Source organism: Winogradskya humida, from assembly GCF_016862215.1.
GTDB lineage: Bacteria > Actinomycetota > Actinomycetes > Mycobacteriales > Micromonosporaceae > Actinoplanes > Actinoplanes humidus.
The window spans coordinates 94,933-114,543 of sequence record NZ_BOMN01000101.1 but is presented as its reverse complement, the minus strand read 5'-3'; the positions used below and the strand labels follow the sequence as shown (position 1 = coordinate 114,543).

Here is a 19,611-nt window from a genome sequence, read left to right as displayed (position 1 = left end):
CAGGGGTGGTGGCGCTGGGGTGGGAGAACGCCGGCGGCCGGGGGCGGACGGCTTGGGCGAACGGGACCCGGGGAGTCGGGCCACGAGACGGCTGGGCTCGGGGGAGAGCTCAGTCGTCGCTGGTGGTGCGGGTCTGGATGGCGTGGATGTCGTCGGTGCGGCGGGTGCCGACGTCGTCGCGGCGGTTGGTGCGGTCGTCGTCGCGGCGCAGGCCGCGGTTGATGCTGGCGACGTGCTGGCGCGGGTCACCGGCGGGGCCGACGCCGGCGGCGGGCGGGCGGTTGACGACCTTGCTGGTGGAGGGTGCGGGGTTGAGCGTGCGGGGCGACGCCGCGTTGGCCGCCGACGGGTGCTGGTGCACGACCACACCGCCGGGACGGGCTCCGCTGTGGCGCATGCGCTTCATCCGGCCGTACTCGCTGAAGATGGTCCGCAGCACCCGGAAGCCGTCGCGGAACGTGTTGAGGTTGCTCGCCCCGTGGATGCGGGCGTGCTCGACGCTGCCGACCTCGCCGACCTTCATGCCGTCGGCGGCGGCGCGGATGTTGATCATTGTTTCGATCTCGAAGCCGTCGCCCCAGAGCTTCGAGCCGTCGTTGGGCCGCGGGAGCGCGATGTCCGGCAGGTCCAGGGTCGGCACGACCCGCGCCCAGAACGCGTTGTAGCCGTAGCAGAGGTCGGTGAAGCGGGTGCCGAACAGCACGTTCACGACCACGTTCAGCCCGTCGTTGCCGAGCTTGCGCAGCGCGGTGATGTCGTGGCTGAAGCCGCCGTGCGAGAAGCGCGAGCCCTTGACGAAGTCGGCGCCGTCGACGAGCTGGGCGACGAACAGCGGGATCTCGCCCGGGTCGGTGGACCCGTCAGCATCGATCATCACGATGATGTCGCTGGTGCAGGCCGCGAAACCGCAGGCCAGCGCGTTGCCCTTGCCGGTGCGGGACTGGTGCACGATCTTGGCGTCCGGGCGCAGCTGCAGGGCGACCTCGACGGTCCGGTCCACCGAGCCACCGTCCACCACGATCACCTCGTCGATCCCCTCAGGGAGCTTGGCGAACACGTGGGGCAGGTTCCGTTCCTCGTTGAGGGTCGGAATCACGACGCTTACGGTCGGTGACAATGTGTTGTCACGCTCTGTGTTGCCAGAAGCTGGGGGGAGCTGCATGTCGTTCCCTTCGGGGGCGGCAGAAGCGACGGATTCGATGATTCCCGGGAGCGGGAATCCGGGTCGCCGGCGTCTGTCGCCAAATCTACCAACACGCTACGTAGCGTCAACTAACTAAAGGGCCGGGTAGTCGATATCCATGCGGACACCTCTGACCAATCGGCTGAGCTGCGACTATGCGCACAGGCAACAAGATCACCCTTCTGTCCCACCAGTCACGTTGCGTAATGGACATCGCGGCATTCGCGGGCACGGAATGCGGATCAGAGACAATTCCGGAATTGCAATACCGCGGAGGTACGCACATCGCATTCTCGTGATGTCCGACATGTCTCGGTGATGTGTGTCACTCTCAGTGCTGTCACTGTGCGTATAAGGGACGGTTGCAGGACGGTTGTTTCGGCGTGGGAACGGCGAGCCGGACCGTCTATGCCTAGGCTGTGGGCATGCGAAGTGACCGTCCGGTGCGCGCGGGTGCGAGGCCACCGGCACGCTGGGTGATCCGGTGACCGCGCCCGGAGCGCTCTGTGTCTGCGGCCATCAGCACGCCGCCCACGAGCACTACCGCGCCGGCACGGAATGCACCCGCTGCGGCCCGCAGTCCTGCCCCCGCTTCCGCCGTCGCACCTGGTGGCGCCGCCGCGCCTGAGCGCGTCGCGCAAATGCTGGCCGGATCTGGCGGCGCCGCCGCGCCTGAGCGCCTCGGGGCATGCCTGCCGCGTACGTGGGGTAAGGCTGGGATCGCGAATGCCTACTTGATCTGTAGGCTAACTGTGGGGCTCTGCTCCGCAGCCCGGCCGACAAGGGGGATCCTCATGCCGTTGCCCGACTTCCTCATCGCCGGTGTGCCGAAGGCCGGGACGACAGCGCTGCACGCCGCGCTCGTGCGCCACCCCGGGCTGTTCCTGCCGGCGGTCAAGGAGCCGAAGTTCTTCCTCTCCGACGGCCGGCCGCCGGCGACGGGTGGCCCGGGCGACGTGCAGACCTACCAGGAGCACGTCTGGCGCCGCGCCGGCTACGAAAAGCTGTTCGAGCCGGCACCGGCGGGTGCGCTGCTGGGCGAGGCCACCCCCTTTTATCTGTACGACCACGCGGCGCACGACCGCATCCACGCCCTCGTGCCGGACGCGAAGCTGATCCTGCTGCTGCGCGACCCCGTCGACCGGGCGCACTCCAACTGGACGCACCTGTGGAACGCGGGCCTGGAGCCGGAGGCCGACTTCCTCACCGCCTGCCGCGCCGAGGAGGCGCGCCGGGCCGCCGGGTGGGCGGACTTCTGGCACTACGTGAGCCTCGGCCTGTACGGGCGCCAGGTCCAGCATCTCTACAAGGTGTTCGACCGCGAGCAGGTTCTGCTGCTGCGCTACCGCGATCTGAAGGACGCACCGGCCGAGACCCTCGACCGGGTGTGCGCGTTCCTCGGGGCGCAGACGGGGGTCCTCCGCGAGATCCCCAAGGAGAACGTCAACCGGCACCTCGTCGAGGACAACACCGTCAATACCGTGCTGCGGGGCCTGTTGCGGGCGGGCGGGGGCTTCGGTCACCGGTTCCCCGTGCCGCTGCGGCTCGCCGCCCGGGGCCCGCTGCTGACCCTGCTGCACCGCAAGCACGGCAAGCGCCCGGTCACGACGCCGGAGGAGCGCGCCGCTCTGCTGCCGCTGTTCGCCGAGGACATCGCGTTGCTGCAGGACGTGACGGGGGAGCGCTACGACGACTGGCTCTCGGTCGACCGCCACGCCGGCGCGAAGTAGGGCCCGAACCGTGGGAATACCCGCCCGGGTAATCCCTATCTTCCCCATAGATGTTGCAAACTTGGGCGGATACTCTTCGCTGTGCCGACGTCGCCACGAAACGGAGCCGCTTTGTCCCACGGAACTCAGACTCTGTCGCTGCCTCGCTGGGAAGACTCGATCGTGGTGGTCGAACCGCCCGGTGACGAACCGGGTGCATGGGCGGGCGCGCCGTCGGCCGTCGTCGCCGACGGTTACATCTATCTCGCCTACCGGCTGCGGTTGCCGATCGGTGAGGGACGCGGCATCTCCAACGTCGTCGCCCGCTCGCCGGACGGGGTCACGTTCGAGGTCGTCGCGGAGGTGACCAAGGACCAGTTCGGTGCGGAGTCGCTGGAACGGCCCGCTCTCGTGCGTACGCCGGAAGGCCGCTGGCGGCTCTACGTCAGTGCCGCCACCCCCGGCACCAAGCACTGGCGGGTCGACCTGGTCGAGGCCGCGACCCCGGAGGGCCTGTCGACCGCGCCCGCCGTCACCGTCCTCGCCGGCGACGACACGATCGGGGTGAAGGATCCGGTCCTGCACCACGACGGGAGCGGCTGGCATCTCTGGGCCTCGGTCCACCCGCTCGAGTCCTGGGACGACGCCGACCGGATGACCACGGAATACGCGACCAGCCCCGACGGCGTCGCCTGGACGTGGCGCGGCACCGCCCTCGCCGGCCGCCCGGGTCAGTGGGACGCGCGCGGGGTCCGCTTCTCCTCGGTCACCGTCGACGGCGACACGATCGTCGCGGCGTACGACGGCCGCGCCACCGCGGGGGAGAACTGGGAGGAGCGCACCGGCGTGGCCCGCGGTGCCCGGCTCGCGGACGGCACGTTCGGCGAGTTCACCGCCGCGGACGGCGAGCCGGTGGGCAGCCCGCACGCCCCCAACGGCCTGCGCTACCTGACCGGCGTCACCCTCCCGGACGGCCGCACCCGGCTCTACTACGAGGCGACCCGCGCGGACGGCGCGCACGACCTGCGTACCGAGATCGCGTAATCAGGGATCGCTCAGTCAGGGATCGCTCGGTCAGGGCTCGCTCGGTCTGGGATCGCTCAGTCAGGGATCGCGTAATTGAGAGCCCGGTCACGATGCCCGGCCCCGCATGACGGACCGTGATCGACTTCGCCTAGCGTCATCAGCGCGAAACATTCGGCCTGCTGGCCTCCGCCACCAAAATCGGCGGGTTTCAGCCGGCGGGCCGTCATGGCGGAACCCCTCCCACAAGGAGGAGTTCCGCCATGTCTACTTTCGGTGACTTTTCCGTGTCACTGTGTGGCGTCCGCCGGCGGTATCGCTTATAACGTTCGTGGGACGCCGGTTCAACGCAGCGTCACCGATGCCCGGCCTCGGCCGATTCATGTGATCTCTCTGCCAGTGTCAGGTTGCGCGTGCTGACTTGTCCACTGTGTACGGTTCGCAGCAGGGTGGTACCGCCCGGACCCCGCACGCCGAAGGAGCACCACCCCCGATGCAGGACTTCAGGGATCTCGCGCCGGCCATCGTCCGCAGGCGCCTTGTCGTCGAGGGTTACCCGGCCTTCACCATCACGGCCGGCCACATCACGGAATACCTCCGCACACTCTCCGAGGTCACGGACATGGTGACGCTGATCGAGCCGGTGACCCACCGCAGTGACCGGTACGGCTGGGCCGGCTGGATCCACTGGGAGACCTCGGGCGCGCACTTCTACGCCTGGGAACACCCGCTCGCGTTCTTCAGCGTCGACGTCTACACCTGCAAGGACTTCGACCCGGACGCCGTACTGAGCTTCACCCGGGATTTCTTCGGGGCCACCGAGATCACCGGCAAGGAGTTCTGAGCCGGTGACCACGACGGACGACACCCGCTACGACCTCACCGCCGCCGAGATCTGGCGGGTCACCACCGAGTTCCTCGCCGCACACCCGGGCCGGGGCCGCTTCGTCTCGGCCGTGGTCGGCCCCGCGACCCCGCTCGCCGCCGTGGGACGCACCCTGGAACGCCACGTGTTCGAGGACGCGTTCGGCAACGACGCCAAGGTCATGGCCGCGGAGTACGGCGCGTACGAGCACAACAGCATCTTCTTCGTCGCCCTGGACCGCCGGCACGGCGTACCCGCCGGCGTCGCCCGGATGATCGAGAGCACCGGCCCCGGCGTGAAGACCATCGACGACGCGCCGGCGTGCATCGGCGTACCCCTCGAAGGGATTCTGACAGCCCACGGCATGGACGGCGGCACGGTCTGGGACTGCGCCACGCTCGCGGTCCTTCCCGAGTACCGCGGCCCGCGCTCGGCGCTGCTGGTCAGCTCGCTGATGTACAGGACGTTCCTCGTCATCGGGGCGCGACGCGGCGTGCGGCACGCGGTGTCGATGCTCGACCGCGGAGCGTACAAAGGGATCGGTCTGCTCGGCACCCCGCTGGAGCCGCTCGCGGGGTCGGGCCCGTTCGCATATCTCGGCTCGGCCGAGAATCGGGCCGTCTACATGGACTTCCCGCGCATCGCACCCACGGTGACCAGGCACGCGGCTCGTCTGCGCGCGGAGGTCCGGCCCGGTCTCGCCGTCCTGCGCCGCGGTGGCCTGCGCCGGCTGCTGACCGCCCGCCTGGCCGCTGCGGCGTCCCTGCGGGTCGGCACCGGCAAGGACCTGGACCAGCTCATTCTCGTTCCCGAGCCACTCGGTGTGAGTGTGACGTCTCACCGTGACGTTTGTGCTGGGTGAGGCTCGGGTAGGAAGCCGGGACCGGAGATCAGGGCGGGTCCCCGGGTGACACGAGGGGGATCGATGCGGATGCTGGGCGGGCGGTACCGGCTCGAACAGCGCATCGGCATCGGTGGCATGGCCGAGGTGTGGCGCGGCCACGACGACGTCCTCGACCGGCCGGTGGCCGTCAAGATCATGGCCCCGGCGATGTCGGGCACCCTGGGCGAGGTCACCAGCATTGATCTCGTACGCACGGAAGCCCGCTCCGCCGCCCGCCTGGCCCACCCCAACGTGGCGGGCGTCCACGACTTCGGCACCTCCCCGGCCCCCGACCGCGAGGTCCCCTACATCGTGATGGAGCTCGTCGACGGCCAGACCCTCAGCGAGCACCTGGCCGGAGGCACCCTCGACTGGCGCATCGCCGTCCGCGTCTGCGCGGAGGTCGCCGCGGCCCTCGCCGCCGCCCACGCCCAGCACGTCGTGCACCGCGACATCAAACCGTCGAACATCATGCTCACCCCCTCCGGCGCGAAGGTCCTCGACTTCGGCATCGCCGCCGCGGCGGGCAGCCACGACCCCGACCCGGACGCCCCGGTCATGGGCACCCCCGCCTACGTCGCCCCCGAACGTTTCCAGGGCCTCCCCGCCACCCCGTCCTCGGACATGTACTCCCTGGGCGTCCTGCTCTACCACTGCCTCTCCGGCCGCCTCCCCTGGCAGGCGGAGTCAGGCACAGCCCTCATCTACGCCCAGCGCTACCGCGACCCCGACCCCCTGCCCCCCATCGAAGGCCTCGCCCCCGAAGTCCTCGACCTCTGCTCCCGCTGCCTCGACAAGGACCCCGCCGAACGCCCCACCGCCCTGGTAGCAGCCCTGCTCCTGGCCGAAGCCGTCGACGCCCGCGTCTACGTCCCCCTGATGGAGATCGGCACCCGCCCACCCCGCCCCGAAATCTCCACCTGGGACCAGCGAGCCGCCGAAGCCCCCACCAACATGGCCGTCACCCCCGCCGAGCCACCGTCGCCCAACACACCGGCCGCGCTGGTTTCCGCCGACTCTGACGACCCGCCGGTTACGGACCCCACGACCGGCTCGCACGGCCCGGTCGATCCGCACGGCCCGGTCGATCCGCACGGCCCGGTGGGTTCGCAGGGCTCGTCGTGCAGTGCGGTCCGGCCCGTCTCGGGCAGCCCGTCGATCGCGCACCGCCCCGGCGGGCGCCATCGCGCCTGACCGCGCTCACAGGCACGTTCCCCCTGACGGAATGCCGGTGACCTAGACGGATTCCCGGCTGGGCGGGTGAGACCAGTGCCCCGTCAAGCAAGCCGTCCCGAACTGCACCACGGCTTCTCCGAGCACACACTGACGAGATGACAGCCCAACGCCGACGGCCCAGGCGGCCCGAGCCGACGAACGGATCAGCACCGCGGTCTCTGCAGCGGCTCGCTGCCTCCGGTTCCTCCCGTGCTCCGGAGAAAGAGTATGCATGGGGGCCTCCGCCGCCGGATCCACCCACCTTGAGCTCGATCCTCTCGGCACATATCGACAAACTCGTGTCGCTGGAGAACGAGGCCGTGGATGCATGCCATCCACTCCTGGCTGTTGAAATCGGGGACATGATCCGCGAGGGACGTGGTCTTAACGCGGCTTTGCTCGCAGTCCGTGAGACGGGTGGCGCAAGCCCGCATTTGGCCGGGGGGATCAGATCATTCGGTCGTAGGGTCAGGGCAGCCTCATTCGACGCCCGGGTCCGTCGCGCTCGCTTCGCCTACCGGTTCAATCTGCCACTCAGTCGCGAGAGTTCACTGAATTTTGCGGCCGTACGCATGGCGGACCGGATGGAGCGGCTGACCATGGCGATCGGTCGCCGCCTGGACGACCCTGCTCATGTCCGCTGTCATGCTGTTCGGCGGTTCGCTTGCCGTCTCTGCGTACTTCATAGCCTCCAGTGCGGCTCCGTACGGGGCGGTGACGGCAGGTGCAGGCACGCTGACGGTGGTAACGATTCTACTGACAGGGAAGCCTCCGGCGCCTCGACGGAAGAAGTGACCGAGCCGTGGGGGCCGAGGGAGATACCCGGGCCGGCTGCCCCGCCCTTGCGAGGGGATCGGGGCAGGCCCGGCCGGGGGCTGGGTGGTCAGCCGCTGCGGGGGACGATGACGACGGGGCGGCGGGCTCGGCGGACGAGGCGGGTGGAGACGCCGCCGAGGAGGACACGGCGGGTGGGGCCGTAGCCTCGGGAGCCGCAGAAGAGGACGTCGATGTCGTCGAGTTCGGCGAGCTGGTCGACGACGTCGCCGGTGCGGATCTCCCAGTCGGCGGTGGTTTCGCGGACGGAGGAGGCGGCTCGGGTGAGTGACAGTTCGTAGGTTTCGCGGGCGGTGTCGCGGAAGGCGTGTTCGGCGTCCTGGCCGACCAGGAACGGCAGGGTGGCGTCGGCGTCGGCGACGACCGTGTAGAGGCGCAGGGGGGTCCTGGTCCGGGAGGCCAGGGAGGCTGCCGTGTCCAGGGCGGCGCGGCCGTCGAGGGTGTCGACGTAGGCCACGCCGATGCGGCCGAGGGTGCCGGGTGGGCGTTGCATGCCGGCGGGTGCCACGGCGATCGGGCAGATGCTGCCGGCCAGGAGGCGGTCGGCGGTGCTGCCGGCGAAGAGGCGGTGGCGGGGGCCCGCCCGGCCCGAGCCGACCACGATCGTCTGCGCGCTCAGCTCCTCGGCCAGGTCGTGCAGGCCGTGCGCGGCCGATGTCGACGCCGCGGTCCGGTACTCCACGCCCAGGCCGGGGGCATTACCTGACAGGCCGGTGAGGACGGCGCGGGCGCCGTCGAGGACGGATTGGGCCGCCTCGTGCCGGGAGGCGATCCACTCCGCGTCGACGCGGCCCGAGCCGAGCGCCGCGGGTGCCGGGTGGACGACCGCGACCACCAGCGGGGCGTCCAGGACCGTTGCCGTCCACTGGCCGAGGACCAGGGCGTCGCGGCCGGAGTCACCGCCGTCGACGCCGACGATCACCGGCGCCGTCACGACGGATCACCGCCCGTGGTGCCACCCGCGTCCGGCGAGGAGGACGGCGGCGGCGGGGCCGATGCCGGCGGGTAGGACGGCGGCGGTGAAGTGATGCCGGCGGCGTGGTCCTTGCGGAGCTTGGAGTTGCGGTAGCCGTACAGGAAGTAGATGGCCAGGCCGATGACGAGCCAGACCACGAACCGGATCCAGGTGGAGAGCGGCAGGTCGCTCATCAGGTAGATCGCGAAGAGGACGCCGACGATCGGCAGGAACGGCGACCACGGCACACGGTACGGCCGGGGCATCTCGGGACGGGTCCGGCGAAGGATGATCACGCCGACGTTGACCAGGATGAACGCGAACAGCGTACCGATGTTGACGAGTTTGACGATCTCGGAGAGCGGGACCAGCGCGGCCAGGATCGCGATGAGGATGCCGAGGCCGATCGTGAGCCGGGCGGGGGTGCCGTACCGCGGATTGACCTTGGCGAAGCGCTGGGGGAGCAGCCCGTCGCGGCACATGGCGAAGAAGATGCGCGTCTGGCCGTACATGATGACCAGGACGACGCTGGTGATGGCGACGACCGCGCCCAGCGACAGGATCCCGGCCGCCCAGCTGATCCCGGCGCCCTCGTCGAGGGCCGCGGCCAGGGGCGCGTCGCTGCTCTCGAGCTGCTCGGGGCTGGCGATGCCGATCGCGCCGACCGCGGTCAGCACGTAGAAGATCGTGCAGATGACCAGCGACCCGATGATCGCCAGCGGCAGGTCCTTGGCGGGGTTGCGGGCTTCCTCGCTGCCGGTGGAGACGGCGTCGAAGCCGATGTACGCGAAGAAGATGATCGCCGCGGCGGAGGTGACGCCGTCGACGCCGCTCGGGGCGAAGTTGTGGAAGTTGCCGGTGCCGAAGTTGAACAGTGCCACGGCGATGAAGAACACCAGCACGGACAGCTTCACCGCGACCATCACGAGGTTGACCCGCGCGCTCTCGGTGACGCCGCGTACGAGCAGCAGGGTGATCGCCAGCACCACGAACACGGCCGGCAGGTTGAAGATGCCGCCGTCCTCGGGTGACTTCGCGATGGCGTCCGGCAGGCTGACCCCGAACGCGGCGTCGAGGAACGCGTTGAGGTTGCCGCCCCAGCCGACCGCGATGGCGGCGACGCTCACGCCGTACTCCAGGATCAGGTCCCAGCCGATGATCCAGGCGACGATCTCACCCAGGGTGGCGTAGGTGTACGTGTATGCGCTGCCCGACACCGGGATCGACGACGCCAGCTCGGCGTAGGACAGAGCGGAGAACGCGCAGGCCACCGCGGCGAGCACGAACGACAGGATGACCGCGGGCCCGGCGACCCCGGCTCCCTCGCCGATGACCACGAAGATGCCGGTGCCGATGATGGCGCCGACGCCCATGGCGGTCAGTTGCAGGGCGCTGACGGACTTCTTGAGACCCTGCCCCTCCTCAGTGGTCTCGGTGATCAAGGTTCGGACGTCGCGGATCGCGAAGATCCCCGGTTTCCGGCTCGAGCTCGTCGTCATGCTCACCCTCCGTCGCAATATCGGTGACCATCGGTTTCACCGTGGCGTTCACCTGGGAGAGCCGCAAGATGATCTGCGGGATGCGGGAATCTTCACCGCCCGGGTTGCCGTTGGCCGCGTGCGGTGGGTGACATCCCCGTCACAGCTGGCGGACGTCCTCGTGAGACCGGGGCGGACTGACAGTCCGCCCTGGTCACGGATTGGTGCGGCAGCCTGCGAGGTGGCAGGACGGCGTTGTACCGTGAACCCACGGGCGAGACAGCGGATGGGGCGGAAGATTCCATGGGCGAGGCCGTGATGACCACCCGGCGTCAGGACGACGGCGCCATCGTGGTCGACGTGCGCGGCATGCTCGACGCCGCGACCGTGGACGCGTTGCGCAACGCCCTGGTCAGCACACTGCACGGGCAGCGCCCGACGATGATGATCGTCGACCTCACCTATGTCACCTTCATGGACTCGATGGGCGTCGGCGCGCTGGTCGCGGGGTACAACGCCGCCCGCGAGACCGGCACACGGTTCCTGCTGCGCAACCCCAGCGAGTTCGTCCACCACCAGCTGCGCATCACCGGCCTGACCGAGATGTTCGGCCTGCCCCAGCACCCGACGGGCCCGCAGTCGTACACCCCCTAGTCTGCATCGATCTAGTCTGCATCAATGTGGCGAGACGTCCCGCTGACGCTGTCCGCGCTGCGAGCCAGGGTCGATGCCCGCGTGTGGTCACCCCGGGTGCCGACGGACCGGGTGGTCGTCGTTCATGACGGCGATGAGTACGAGCACCGCGCCGCGATCTCGACGCTGATACCCGGCGCCCACGTGGTGCTGCTCCCCGCCGCCGATCGGCTGGAGTGGTATTCGGCCAGTCCGGCGTACGCGAAAGCACTGGCTCGTGAAGCCCTCCCGCAGCTGGCGGCCGCCCTCGGCACGGACCGGCCGGTCGTCGGGGTCGGGGCGAGCCTCGGCGCCCTCGCCATGCTGCACGCGCAACGCCGCCACCCCGAACGGTTCGCCGGCCTGGTCCTGCAGTCGGGCAGCTTCTTCCAGCCCCGGTTCGACCGGCAGGAATCCGATTTCCGGCGCTGGCTGCGCATCGTGCGGTTCACCGGCCGGGTGGAACGGGCCGCCGATGGTCCCGGCGTGCCGATCGCGCTCACCTGCGGCAGGGTGGAGGAGAACCTGGCCAACAACCGGGCCATGGCGCAAGCCCTGGCGCGTCAGGGATACGAGGTGGACCATGCCGAGGTGCGGGGCGGTCACGACTGGCCCGCCTGGCGTGCCGCGCTCGATCCGCACCTGAGCGCGCTGCTGCACAAGGTGTTTTCCTAGAGGAGGAGACCCGTGGCCGACGTCGAGCACACCATCGGATTGCTGCTGGGAACCGAGGACGACTGGCCGCGCGCCTATGAGGCGCTGCTGCGGCGGGTGGGGACGATAACGGACGGCTCCGGGCGTACCCATAGGATCGATTCGGTAAGGGTGACGATCGAGCCGTTCAACCTGCGCGACAAACCCCGCCACGACCTGGTCATCGACCGGCTCGCCTACTGGTACTACCACCCGCGCGAATGGCTCAAGAAAGCCGCGCTGATGGACGACGTCTACCTGCTGAACAGCCCGTTCACGTTCCAGTCGATGGAGAAGCACGCCGCCTACTGCGCAATGATGAGGCTCGGGCTCAAGGTGCCCGAAACGGTGCTGGTGCCGTTCAAGAACCCGCTCGACAACTCGCGCTGGGCGTATACGTCGGGGCGGTACAACCAGCATTTCGACCTGGAGGCGCTCGCCGAGTCGGTGGGCTATCCGATGTTCATGAAACCGTACGACGGCGGCGCCTGGGTCGGCGTCTCGAAGATCCGCAACGTCGACGAACTGCACGCCGCGTATGACGCGTCCGGGGAGCGGCTCATGCATCTGCAGGCCGCGGTGGAGGACTACGACGTCTTCGCCCGCTCCCTGACGATCGGCCCGGAGACCATGGTCATGAAGTTCCGGCCCGAACTCCCCATGTACGACCGCTACGCCGTGGAGCACGATTTCCTGAGCCCCTCCACGGGGGACGAAGTGGTCACCATCTCGCGACTCGTCAACGCGTTCTTCCGGTGGGAATTCAACTCCTGTGAATCGCTCGTCAAAGGCGACGAGGTCCACCCGATCGACTACGCGAACGCGTGCCCCGATGTCGCGGTCACCTCGTTGCACTACTACTTCCCGTGGGCGATGGCGGCCCTGCTGCGCTGGACGGTCTACTGCGTGGTGACCGGCCGCCGCCCCCGCCTCGACATGGACACCACCCCCTATTTCCAGATCGCCGACGACCCTTCCCTCTCGTACGCGCAGAAGCTCGCCGGATACCGCCGGCTGGCCGACGACTACTTCGAGGTCGACCGGTACGAGGAATTCTGCGAGAAGCACCTCTCCCACGTCGACGAGATGGTCCACGACTGGGTCAGCTCACCGGAATTCGGCACCCTGCTCGACCAGACGGTCCGCGCCACCTACCCGCCGGACGAGCACGAACGCTTCCTCGCCCACTTCCGCGGCCTGATCGACGCGTGGCTGCGCGACCACGCCTGAGCTCTTCGGCAAACCCCGGGCCGGGGCGCCGGGGCCGTGGTCTGATGGGTCGATCATGTCTGCTCCGGCCGCCCCGATGATCTCGGTCGGGGGGACCCGCGGGGCCGGCCCACGCCGCCCGCGCCACCCCACCGGTCTGGGCGGTCTACCTGCCCGTCTCGGACCCGCTGACCGGCCTCGCCAACCGGCTCGGGCTGGAACACCGCACCGAACGGGCGGCGCGGCAACGCGAGCCGATGGCGTTGCTGCTCATCGACCTGGACGGCTTCAAACTCATCAACGACGCGTACGGGCACGCGGCCGGCCACACGGTCCTGAGACACTTCGCGGCCGAACTCCGCGACGCTGTCCGCGCCGGAGACCTCGCAGCCCGGATCGGCGACGACGAGTTCGCCGTCCTGCTCCGCGGGGTCTCCGACGCCGGCCAGGCCCGCGCGGTCGCCGACCGGATCCTCGCCGTCACCGCCGCGCACCCCGTCCCGATCGGCGACGACCTCGTCCCCGTCCGGGCCAGCATCGGCGTGGCCGTCGCCGTCGACGGCGAACCACCCCAGGAACTCACCCGCCGCGCCGACGTCGCCGTGTACCACAGCAAACGGGCCGGCAGCCACGGCTGCGTCGTCCACGACCCGTCCCTGACCGACCGCCGCGCCGACGACGCCCTGCTCTCCGAGGACCTCGACCACGCCCTGGACCGCGGCGAACTCCACGTCCTCTACCAGCCCATCGTCACCCTCGCCGACGCCCGCCCGGTCGCCGCCGAAGCCCTCCTGCGCTGGCAGCACCCCACCCGGGGCCCGATCCCGCCGGACCGCTTCATCCCGATCGCGGAACGCTCCGGAGCCATCGCCCGCATCGGCCTCTGGGTCCTCGCCGAGGCCGCCGCCCAGCCGTTCCCCACCAGCGTCAACATCTCCCCCCGCCAGCTGCGCGAACCCACCGTCGTCCACGACATCCTCGCCGTCCTGCACCGCACCGGCCGCGACCCCCGCGACCTCATCCTGGAGATCACCGAATCCGCCAGCGTCGACGGCGAAACCGTCATCGGCGCCCTCCGCACCCTGCGCACCCACGGCATCCGCATCGCCATCGACGACTTCGGCACCGGCTACTCCTCCCTGCAGTACCTCACCCGCCTCCCGGTCGACATCCTCAAGATCGACCGCAGCTTCGTCGCCGAGCTCAACGGCACCCCCGGCGGCGCGGCCGTCACCGAGGCGATCATCCATCTGGCCAGGGCCCTCACCCTCACCACGGTCGCCGAAGGCATCGAAACCCCCGCCCAGGCCGCCGAGCTGCAATCCCTCGGCTGCGACAAAGGCCAGGGCTATCTGTACGCCGAACCGCTGCCCGCCGCCGACGTCGCGCGCACGTTCGTGGCCTCGGCCGCCGAGGGCCGTACCGGAAATGTCGGAGGGTCGGCCTAAGGTTCAGGGCGTGCGGATCCGGATCGAGGGCAGCGACCTGCCAGGGCGTCGTGGCGGCGCGGCAGCCGATGCCCTGCGCCTCAGGAACGTGCACGTCGGCGTGCAGCGGACCGGGCCCGGCCGGGTCACCGACGTCGTCGACCGGGTCTCTGCCTTCGCCGACGCCGTGACCTGGGAGTTCGAGGTCACGAGCCGCGAGGTCGACGACCTGCTCGACGTCGGCGGGCCGTTCGTGCACGGGCGGCCGGGGGCGCGCTTCCTGTACCTGAGCTGGGGTTCCGTCGACGGGGACGCGTTCGCGATGTTCCGGCGGGCCAAGCTGTTCTTCGGCGACATCCCCACCGCGGTGCTGCGGGCCGCGCATGACGGCGATCTGCTGCTGGTCGGGCGGATCGGGCTCACCGACGCCGAGGGCGGGCCGAGGTGCGCCCGCGTGCGCGCGCCGGACCTCGTCTGGAGCCTCGGATGACGGTGCTGCACGGGTTCATCGCCCGCGACGGATCCCTAGCCCTCTGGGGCGAGACCGACCCCGCCTCCGCATCCGATCCACTCCGGGTGCGTGCCGTCCCGCTCGCGTCCCGTGCCGTCCCGCCGGAAGAGGGCAGCTCCGCCCCGGCGTCTGCTTCCGGCTCCGGCTCGGTCTCCGCTTCCGGCCTGGTCTCCGCTTCCGGCTCGGCTGCGAGCGGCGACGGCGTGCCTCCTGGCGCGGGCGTGCGTCGGGGGGAGCACCCGTTCGCGTTCGTGCCGGGGGGTGTGACGGCGCGGGGAGTGAGCACGGTCGGGGAGTTGCGGGCGTCGACGGTGTTGCTGCCGTCGACGTCGGCGGGGCCGTTGCCGTCGCCGGGGCTGGGGCTGGCGGCTCGGCGGGGGGTGCCGAAGCTGCGGCCGTGGGTGGTGCCCGCGGTGGTGGTGCCGTTCGTGACCGAGGATCTGGCTGACGAGTTCGGGGCGCGGGCTGCTGCGTCCGTGGGTTATCTGGCTGAGGTGTGCGCGTTCGCCGCTGATCTGGTGGCGCGGGGGCGGGTGCTGCCGGGGGTGCGGCCGGGCGAGCCGCGGGGACGGTCACGCGCGGAGGGCGCGCGGGGGTTCTGGCGGCCGGTGCTGACGGGACCCGACGCGGCCCGGCACGCCGCCCTGGTCGAGCGCATGCCCCCCGCCTGCCGCGCCGAACGAGCCCGGCCCGGGGACGTCGACGGCCTCCCCGCCGCCGACGCCCTCCACGCAGCCCTGCACCGCCTCGTCGACGGCCTCGTCCGCACCCGCCTCGCCGAAGCCGGCATCACCCTCACCGGCGCCCCCTGGCTCACCGCCCTCACCACCGACGACGGCAACGCCGCCCCTGCCCCTGCCGCCACCAACGCTGCCCCTGCCGCCACCAACGCTGCCCCTGCCGCCACCAACGCTGCCCCTGCCGCCGACAGCGCGGCTGCTGAGGCCACTGCCCCTGCCGCTGCTACTGCCCCTGCCGCTGCTACTGCCGCTGCTACTGCCCCTGCCCCTGCCCCTGCCGCTGCTACTGCCCCTGCCGCTGCCGCTGCTACTGGCAATGCCGCGGCTACTGGCAACACTGCGACACCCGGCAATACCGCGGCCGCTGCCGAGGCTGCGCCGACCGCGGGCGCGGTGGATGCGTGGCGGGCGAAGCCGGGTGAGCTGGACATTCTGGCTGAGGCGCTGGATGAGTGGCATGCCGAGGCGAGCAGTGGGTCCGTGGTGCGGGTGGTGTTCCGGCTTAGCCATCTGCATGAGGTCGAGCCCGATGAGCCCGACGCGACCACCGCCCATGACACCGCGCCGGCGCCGGAGGCAGGGCCTGAGGACGCGTGGTTGCTGGAGTTTCTGCTGCAGCCGCTGGAGGAGCCGAGTCTGCTGGTCAGCGCGACCGAGGTCTGGCAGGACGCGATCGCGCCGTTGCGGCGGTGGACGCAGCGGCCGCAGGATCGGTTGATCGCGGGGCTGGGGCAGGCGGCTCGGGTGTTCGGGGAGCTCGAGGCGGCGTTGCGGGTGGCGCGGCCGGCTGAGCTGGTGCTGGATACCGAGGGGGCGTACCGGTTCCTGGGGCATGCGGAGGTGCTGGAGCAGGCGGGGTTCGGGGTGCTGCTGCCGAAGTGGTGGCGGGAGCCGTTGCGGTTCGGGCTGGCGCTGGAGGTCCGGAGCCGGGAGGCCGCGGCGCATGTGCTGCGGGACGAGACGACCAATCTGGCGACGCTGGTCGGGTACGACTGGGGGCTGGCGCTCGGCGGGAAGGTGCTGACCGACGACGAGCTGGCGGAGCTGGCGCGGGTGAAGGTTCCGTTGGTGCGGTTGCGGGGGCGGTGGGTGTATCTCGACGCCCAGCGGCTGCGGACGGGGCTGGAGTTCCTGAAGCGGGGCGGCGGGACGATGACCGCCGGGGATGCGTTGCGGCTGGTCCGGTTGATGCCGCCCGAGGAGGTGCCGCTGCCCGTGACCGAGGTCCGGGGGCGGGGGTGGGTGGCTGACCTGCTGGGCGGGCGGCTTGGGGAACGCCTCGAGCTGCTCGAGGCGCCGTCGGAACTCGCCGGCGTGCTCCGGGCGTACCAGATGAGGGGTTATTCCTGGTTGTCGTTCCTGGATGGTCTGGGGCTGGGGGCGCTGCTCGCGGATGACATGGGGCTGGGCAAGACCGTGCAGTTGCTGGCCTTGCTGCTCGGGAGCCGGCGGGGGCCGACGCTGTTGATCTGTCCGCTGTCGGTGCTGGGGAACTGGCAGCGGGAGGCTGCGCGGTTCGCGCCGTCGCTGCGGGTGCGGGTGCTGCACGGGGCTGACCGGGCCGATCCCGGCGAGCTCGCGGACGGGGCCGACGTGGTGCTGACCACCTATGCGACCGCGACGCTCGACGCGGATGAGCTGGCGCGGGTCGGCTGGGACCGGGTGGTGCTCGACGAGGCGCAGCACATCAAGAACAGCGCGAGCGGCACCGCCAGGGCCGTCCGCCGCTTCCCGGCGCGGTCCCGGATCGCGCTGACGGGTACGCCCGTCGAGAACCGGCTCGCCGAGATGTGGTCCATTCTCGACTTCCTCAACCCGGGGCTGCTGGGCAGCGCGCACACGTTCCGCAGCCGGTACGCCGTACCCATCGAACGGTATGCCGACGAGGACGCTGCCGCCCGGCTGCGGCAGGCCACCCGCCCGTTCCTGCTGCGGCGGGTGAAGTCCGATCCGAGCGTGATCGACGACCTGCCCGCGAAGCGGCTGACCCGGCACCTGTGCGGGCTGACCACCGAGCAGGCCACGCTCTACCGGGCGGTGCTCGACGACATGCTGCTGCGGATGAAGCAGGACAACGAGACCCGGCGCAAGGGGTACGTGCTGGCCGCGATGACGAAGCTCAAACAGGTCTGCAACCATCCCGCGCAGCTGCTCGGGGACGGTTCGCCGCTCGCGGGGCGGTCCGGGAAACTCGAACGCCTCGAGGAGATCCTCGACGCGGCGTTGGCGGAGGGGGAGAGCACGCTGTGCTTCACCCAGTTCGCGCGGTTCGGGACGATGCTGGTGCCGCATCTCGCCGCGCGGTTCGGGGTGCCGGTCCGGTATCTGCACGGCGGGACGCCACGCGGGGCGCGGGACACGATGGTCGCCGACTTCCAGGCCGACCGCCGGCCGGGGATCTTCGTGCTGTCGCTCAAGGCCGGTGGCACGGGGCTGAACCTGACGGCGGCGAACCACGTCGTCCACGTCGACCGGTGGTGGAACCCGGCGACCGAGGCGCAGGCGACCGACCGGGCGTACCGGATCGGGCAGGACCGCGACGTGCAGGTCCACACGCTCGTCTGCCTCGGCACCCTCGAGGAGCGCATCGACCGGCTCCTCGCGGACAAGGGCGTGCTCGCCGAGCGCGTCGTCGGCAACGGCGAGGGCTGGCTGACCACGCTGTCCAGCGACGAGCTGCTCGACCTCGCCCGGCTCGCCCCGGAGGCCGTCGGTGACTGAGTCGTTCTCCGCGTCGTTCGTGGCGATGTTCGAGGCCCTGCGCATGGCCCCGACGTTCGCCCGCGGCCGCCGCGACGCCCGCGCCGGGCACGTACGCAGCCTCAGCATCTCCGGCAGCCTCGTCGTCGCCCAGGTCCGCGGCCCCGACGACCCCCGCGCGTTCCGGTCCCGCATCGCCGTCCGCGCGTTCGGCGCCGCCGAATGGGCCGGCATCGAGGACGACCTGGCCGCCGAGGCCCGTTACGTCGCCGACCTGCTCGCCGGTCGCATGCCCACCGGCATCGACGCCGTCTTCCGCCGCGCCGGGCTCACCCTGCTCCCGCTCTCGCTCGCCGAGGTCGCCATGGACTGCGCCTGCGAACGCTGGCCCATGCCCTGCATCCACCTCGCCGCCACCGTCTACGCCCTCGCCGATTCCTTCGAGACCGACCCGTTCGGGACCTTCACCTGGCGGGGCCGCGGCCGCGACGAGCTGCTCACCCGCCTCACCCAGCTCCGCGCGACAGCACAACCCGCGGTGGTCGAGCCCGAGCCGACCGCTCCCGGTCTCGGGGACATCTCAAACTTCTGGGACATGGGTACGCCCACCGCGCCGTCGCCGTCCCCCCTGCGCCCGGCCCGCCCCGACCTGCTCCTCGACCAGATCGACACCCCACCGCTGCGGTACGGGGGTGTGCCGCTCGCCGAGCTCCTGCGACCGGCGTACCAGGCACTCCCGCCGGTCAGCCCTGAGCGATTCAGCCCGGAGTGAGCAGGCAGAACTCATTGCCCTCGGGGTCGGTCAGGACCTTCCACGTGATGTCCTGGCCCAGGTCGACGGGGGTGGCGCCGAGACCCCTCAGCCGGGCAGCCTCGGCCTCCAGGTCGTCAGCCGGGTAGGGGCGGACGTCGAGGTGGACGCGGTTCCACCCGGTCTTCACGTCGGGCGAGCGGAGGAACTGCAGATACGGCCCGACGCCCTTGGCGGAGCGCAGCACGGCGCTGACATCGGTCACCTTGTGCACGGTCCAGTCCGTGGCCTCGCCCCAGAACCGGGCCATCTCCCGCGGGTCCGCGCAGTCGACCACGACGGAGGCGATCGGGCCGGTCTGCTCGTACATCGAGTCCAGCACGCAGAACTCGTTGCCCTCCGGGTCGGCCATGACCGTCCACGGGACATCACCCTGACCCACGTCGGCGAGCGTCGCCCCGAGCCCCGTCAACCGCGCGACCGTCTCCGCCTGATGGGCCGCCGACGTGGTGGCGAGGTCGAGGTGCACGCGGTTCTTCACCGTCTTGGGCTCCGGCGAGACGATGATGTCCACGACGACGGCGACGGGGTCGGGATAGACGAAGCCCGCGGGCTCGAGGTTGGTCACGCCGGGCCCCTCGCTGGAGACCTCCCAGCCGAGCGCCGCAGCCCAGAAACGGCCCAGCGCGGCATCGTCCCGGGCCTTCATGTTGATCTGCACCAGCCGCGTCGCCATGCCGGCGATCGTAACGGGCCGTTACGA

Annotated in this window: 17 protein-coding genes; 13 read left to right on the top strand and 4 right to left on the bottom strand. The window is 70.7% G+C overall.

Annotated elements, in window-relative coordinates; genetic code table 11:
* Positions 1-109: 109 nt before the first annotated feature.
* Positions 110-1,096 carry a glycosyltransferase family 2 protein gene (locus Ahu01nite_RS35510; RefSeq protein ID WP_239159385.1) on the bottom strand — a complete coding sequence of 329 codons (987 nt, stop codon included), beginning with the start codon at positions 1,094-1,096 and terminating at the stop codon, positions 110-112.
* A 571-nt stretch (positions 1,097-1,667) separates the two neighbouring features.
* Here Ahu01nite_RS35510 and Ahu01nite_RS35505 point away from each other — a divergent pair.
* The 6 genes from Ahu01nite_RS35505 to Ahu01nite_RS35480 all read left to right on the top strand — a co-directional run bounded on the left by Ahu01nite_RS35505 (position 1,668) and on the right by Ahu01nite_RS35480 (position 6,857).
* Positions 1,668-1,811 (top strand): hypothetical protein, encoded by a 144-nt coding sequence (locus Ahu01nite_RS35505; protein WP_203841092.1) that lies wholly within the window; start codon positions 1,668-1,670, stop codon positions 1,809-1,811.
* Positions 1,812-1,977: 166 nt separating this feature from the next.
* Positions 1,978-2,913 (top strand): sulfotransferase domain-containing protein, encoded by a 936-nt coding sequence (locus Ahu01nite_RS35500; RefSeq protein WP_203841091.1) that lies wholly within the window; start codon positions 1,978-1,980, stop codon positions 2,911-2,913.
* Positions 2,914-3,024: 111 nt separating this feature from the next.
* Positions 3,025-3,936 carry a glycoside hydrolase family 32 protein gene (locus Ahu01nite_RS35495; RefSeq protein WP_203841090.1) on the top strand — a complete coding sequence of 304 codons (912 nt, stop codon included), beginning with the start codon at positions 3,025-3,027 and terminating at the stop codon, positions 3,934-3,936.
* A 472-nt stretch (positions 3,937-4,408) separates the two neighbouring features.
* Positions 4,409-4,759: an S-adenosylmethionine decarboxylase gene (locus Ahu01nite_RS35490; protein WP_203841089.1), complete on the top strand. Its 351-nt coding sequence runs from the start codon at positions 4,409-4,411 to the stop codon at positions 4,757-4,759.
* Positions 4,760-4,763: 4 nt separating this feature from the next.
* Positions 4,764-5,642, top strand: coding sequence for a hypothetical protein (locus Ahu01nite_RS35485; RefSeq protein ID WP_203841088.1), 879 nt, complete (start codon positions 4,764-4,766; stop codon positions 5,640-5,642).
* Between the two features lie 63 nt (positions 5,643-5,705).
* Positions 5,706-6,857: a serine/threonine-protein kinase gene (locus Ahu01nite_RS35480; protein WP_307794658.1), complete on the top strand. Its 1,152-nt coding sequence runs from the start codon at positions 5,706-5,708 to the stop codon at positions 6,855-6,857.
* Between the two features lie 904 nt (positions 6,858-7,761).
* Here the strand turns inward: Ahu01nite_RS35480 and Ahu01nite_RS35475 are convergent.
* Together Ahu01nite_RS35475 and Ahu01nite_RS35470 are read right to left on the bottom strand one after the other, a co-directional pair.
* Positions 7,762-8,646: a universal stress protein gene (locus Ahu01nite_RS35475; RefSeq protein WP_203841087.1), complete on the bottom strand. Its 885-nt coding sequence runs from the start codon at positions 8,644-8,646 to the stop codon at positions 7,762-7,764.
* Positions 8,643-10,166, bottom strand: a complete 1,524-nt coding sequence (locus tag Ahu01nite_RS35470) for an amino acid permease (RefSeq protein ID WP_239159384.1) — start codon at positions 10,164-10,166, stop codon at positions 8,643-8,645. The genes Ahu01nite_RS35475 and Ahu01nite_RS35470 overlap by 4 nt, the downstream gene beginning before the upstream one ends.
* A 282-nt stretch (positions 10,167-10,448) precedes the next feature.
* On the opposite strand from Ahu01nite_RS35470, the gene Ahu01nite_RS35465 reads away from it, so the two are divergent.
* The 7 genes from Ahu01nite_RS35465 (at position 10,449) to Ahu01nite_RS35435 (ending at position 18,869) form a co-directional block, all read left to right on the top strand.
* Positions 10,449-10,799, top strand: a complete 351-nt coding sequence (locus Ahu01nite_RS35465; protein WP_203841086.1) for an STAS domain-containing protein — start codon at positions 10,449-10,451, stop codon at positions 10,797-10,799.
* Positions 10,800-10,823: 24 nt separating this feature from the next.
* The gene (locus Ahu01nite_RS35460; RefSeq protein WP_203841085.1) at positions 10,824-11,492 is read left to right on the top strand and encodes an alpha/beta hydrolase; all 669 of its coding nucleotides are present in this window, start codon (positions 10,824-10,826) and stop codon (positions 11,490-11,492) included.
* Positions 11,493-11,504: 12 nt separating this feature from the next.
* Positions 11,505-12,740, top strand: a complete 1,236-nt coding sequence (locus Ahu01nite_RS35455) for an ATP-grasp domain-containing protein (protein WP_203841084.1) — start codon at positions 11,505-11,507, stop codon at positions 12,738-12,740.
* 149 nt (positions 12,741-12,889) lie between these two features.
* Positions 12,890-14,167, top strand: coding sequence for a putative bifunctional diguanylate cyclase/phosphodiesterase (locus Ahu01nite_RS35450; protein ID WP_307794660.1), 1,278 nt, complete (start codon positions 12,890-12,892; stop codon positions 14,165-14,167).
* Positions 14,168-14,177: 10 nt separating this feature from the next.
* On the top strand, positions 14,178-14,636 hold the full coding sequence (locus tag Ahu01nite_RS35445; RefSeq protein ID WP_239159383.1) for a DUF5990 family protein: 459 nt from the start codon (positions 14,178-14,180) through the stop codon (positions 14,634-14,636).
* On the top strand, positions 14,633-18,118 hold the full coding sequence (locus Ahu01nite_RS35440; RefSeq protein WP_239159382.1) for a DEAD/DEAH box helicase: 3,486 nt from the start codon (positions 14,633-14,635) through the stop codon (positions 18,116-18,118). Before Ahu01nite_RS35445 ends, Ahu01nite_RS35440 begins: the two co-directional genes overlap by 4 nt.
* Positions 18,111-18,869 carry an SWIM zinc finger family protein gene (locus tag Ahu01nite_RS35435; protein WP_239159381.1) on the top strand — a complete coding sequence of 253 codons (759 nt, stop codon included), beginning with the start codon at positions 18,111-18,113 and terminating at the stop codon, positions 18,867-18,869. The genes Ahu01nite_RS35440 and Ahu01nite_RS35435 overlap by 8 nt, the downstream gene beginning before the upstream one ends.
* Here Ahu01nite_RS35435 and Ahu01nite_RS35430 read toward each other — a convergent pair.
* Positions 18,856-19,584 carry a VOC family protein gene (locus Ahu01nite_RS35430; protein ID WP_203841082.1) on the bottom strand — a complete coding sequence of 243 codons (729 nt, stop codon included), beginning with the start codon at positions 19,582-19,584 and terminating at the stop codon, positions 18,856-18,858. The genes Ahu01nite_RS35435 and Ahu01nite_RS35430 overlap by 14 nt on opposite strands.
* Positions 19,585-19,611: the final 27 nt, after the last annotated feature.

Coding starts and splice junctions, on each gene's coding strand:
- Ahu01nite_RS35480 (WP_307794658.1), top strand. CDS start 5,706: ATGCGGATGCTGGGCGGGCGGTACCGGCTCGAACAGCGCATCGGCATC.
- Ahu01nite_RS35465 (WP_203841086.1), top strand. CDS start 10,449: ATGGGCGAGGCCGTGATGACCACCCGGCGTCAGGACGACGGCGCCATC.
- Ahu01nite_RS35490 (WP_203841089.1), top strand. CDS start 4,409: ATGCAGGACTTCAGGGATCTCGCGCCGGCCATCGTCCGCAGGCGCCTT.
- Ahu01nite_RS35500 (WP_203841091.1), top strand. CDS start 1,978: ATGCCGTTGCCCGACTTCCTCATCGCCGGTGTGCCGAAGGCCGGGACG.
- Ahu01nite_RS35430 (WP_203841082.1), bottom strand. CDS start 19,584: ATGGCGACGCGGCTGGTGCAGATCAACATGAAGGCCCGGGACGATGCC.
- Ahu01nite_RS35440 (WP_239159382.1), top strand. CDS start 14,633: ATGACGGTGCTGCACGGGTTCATCGCCCGCGACGGATCCCTAGCCCTC.
- Ahu01nite_RS35460 (WP_203841085.1), top strand. CDS start 10,824: ATGTGGCGAGACGTCCCGCTGACGCTGTCCGCGCTGCGAGCCAGGGTC.
- Ahu01nite_RS35470 (WP_239159384.1), bottom strand. CDS start 10,166: ATGACGACGAGCTCGAGCCGGAAACCGGGGATCTTCGCGATCCGCGAC.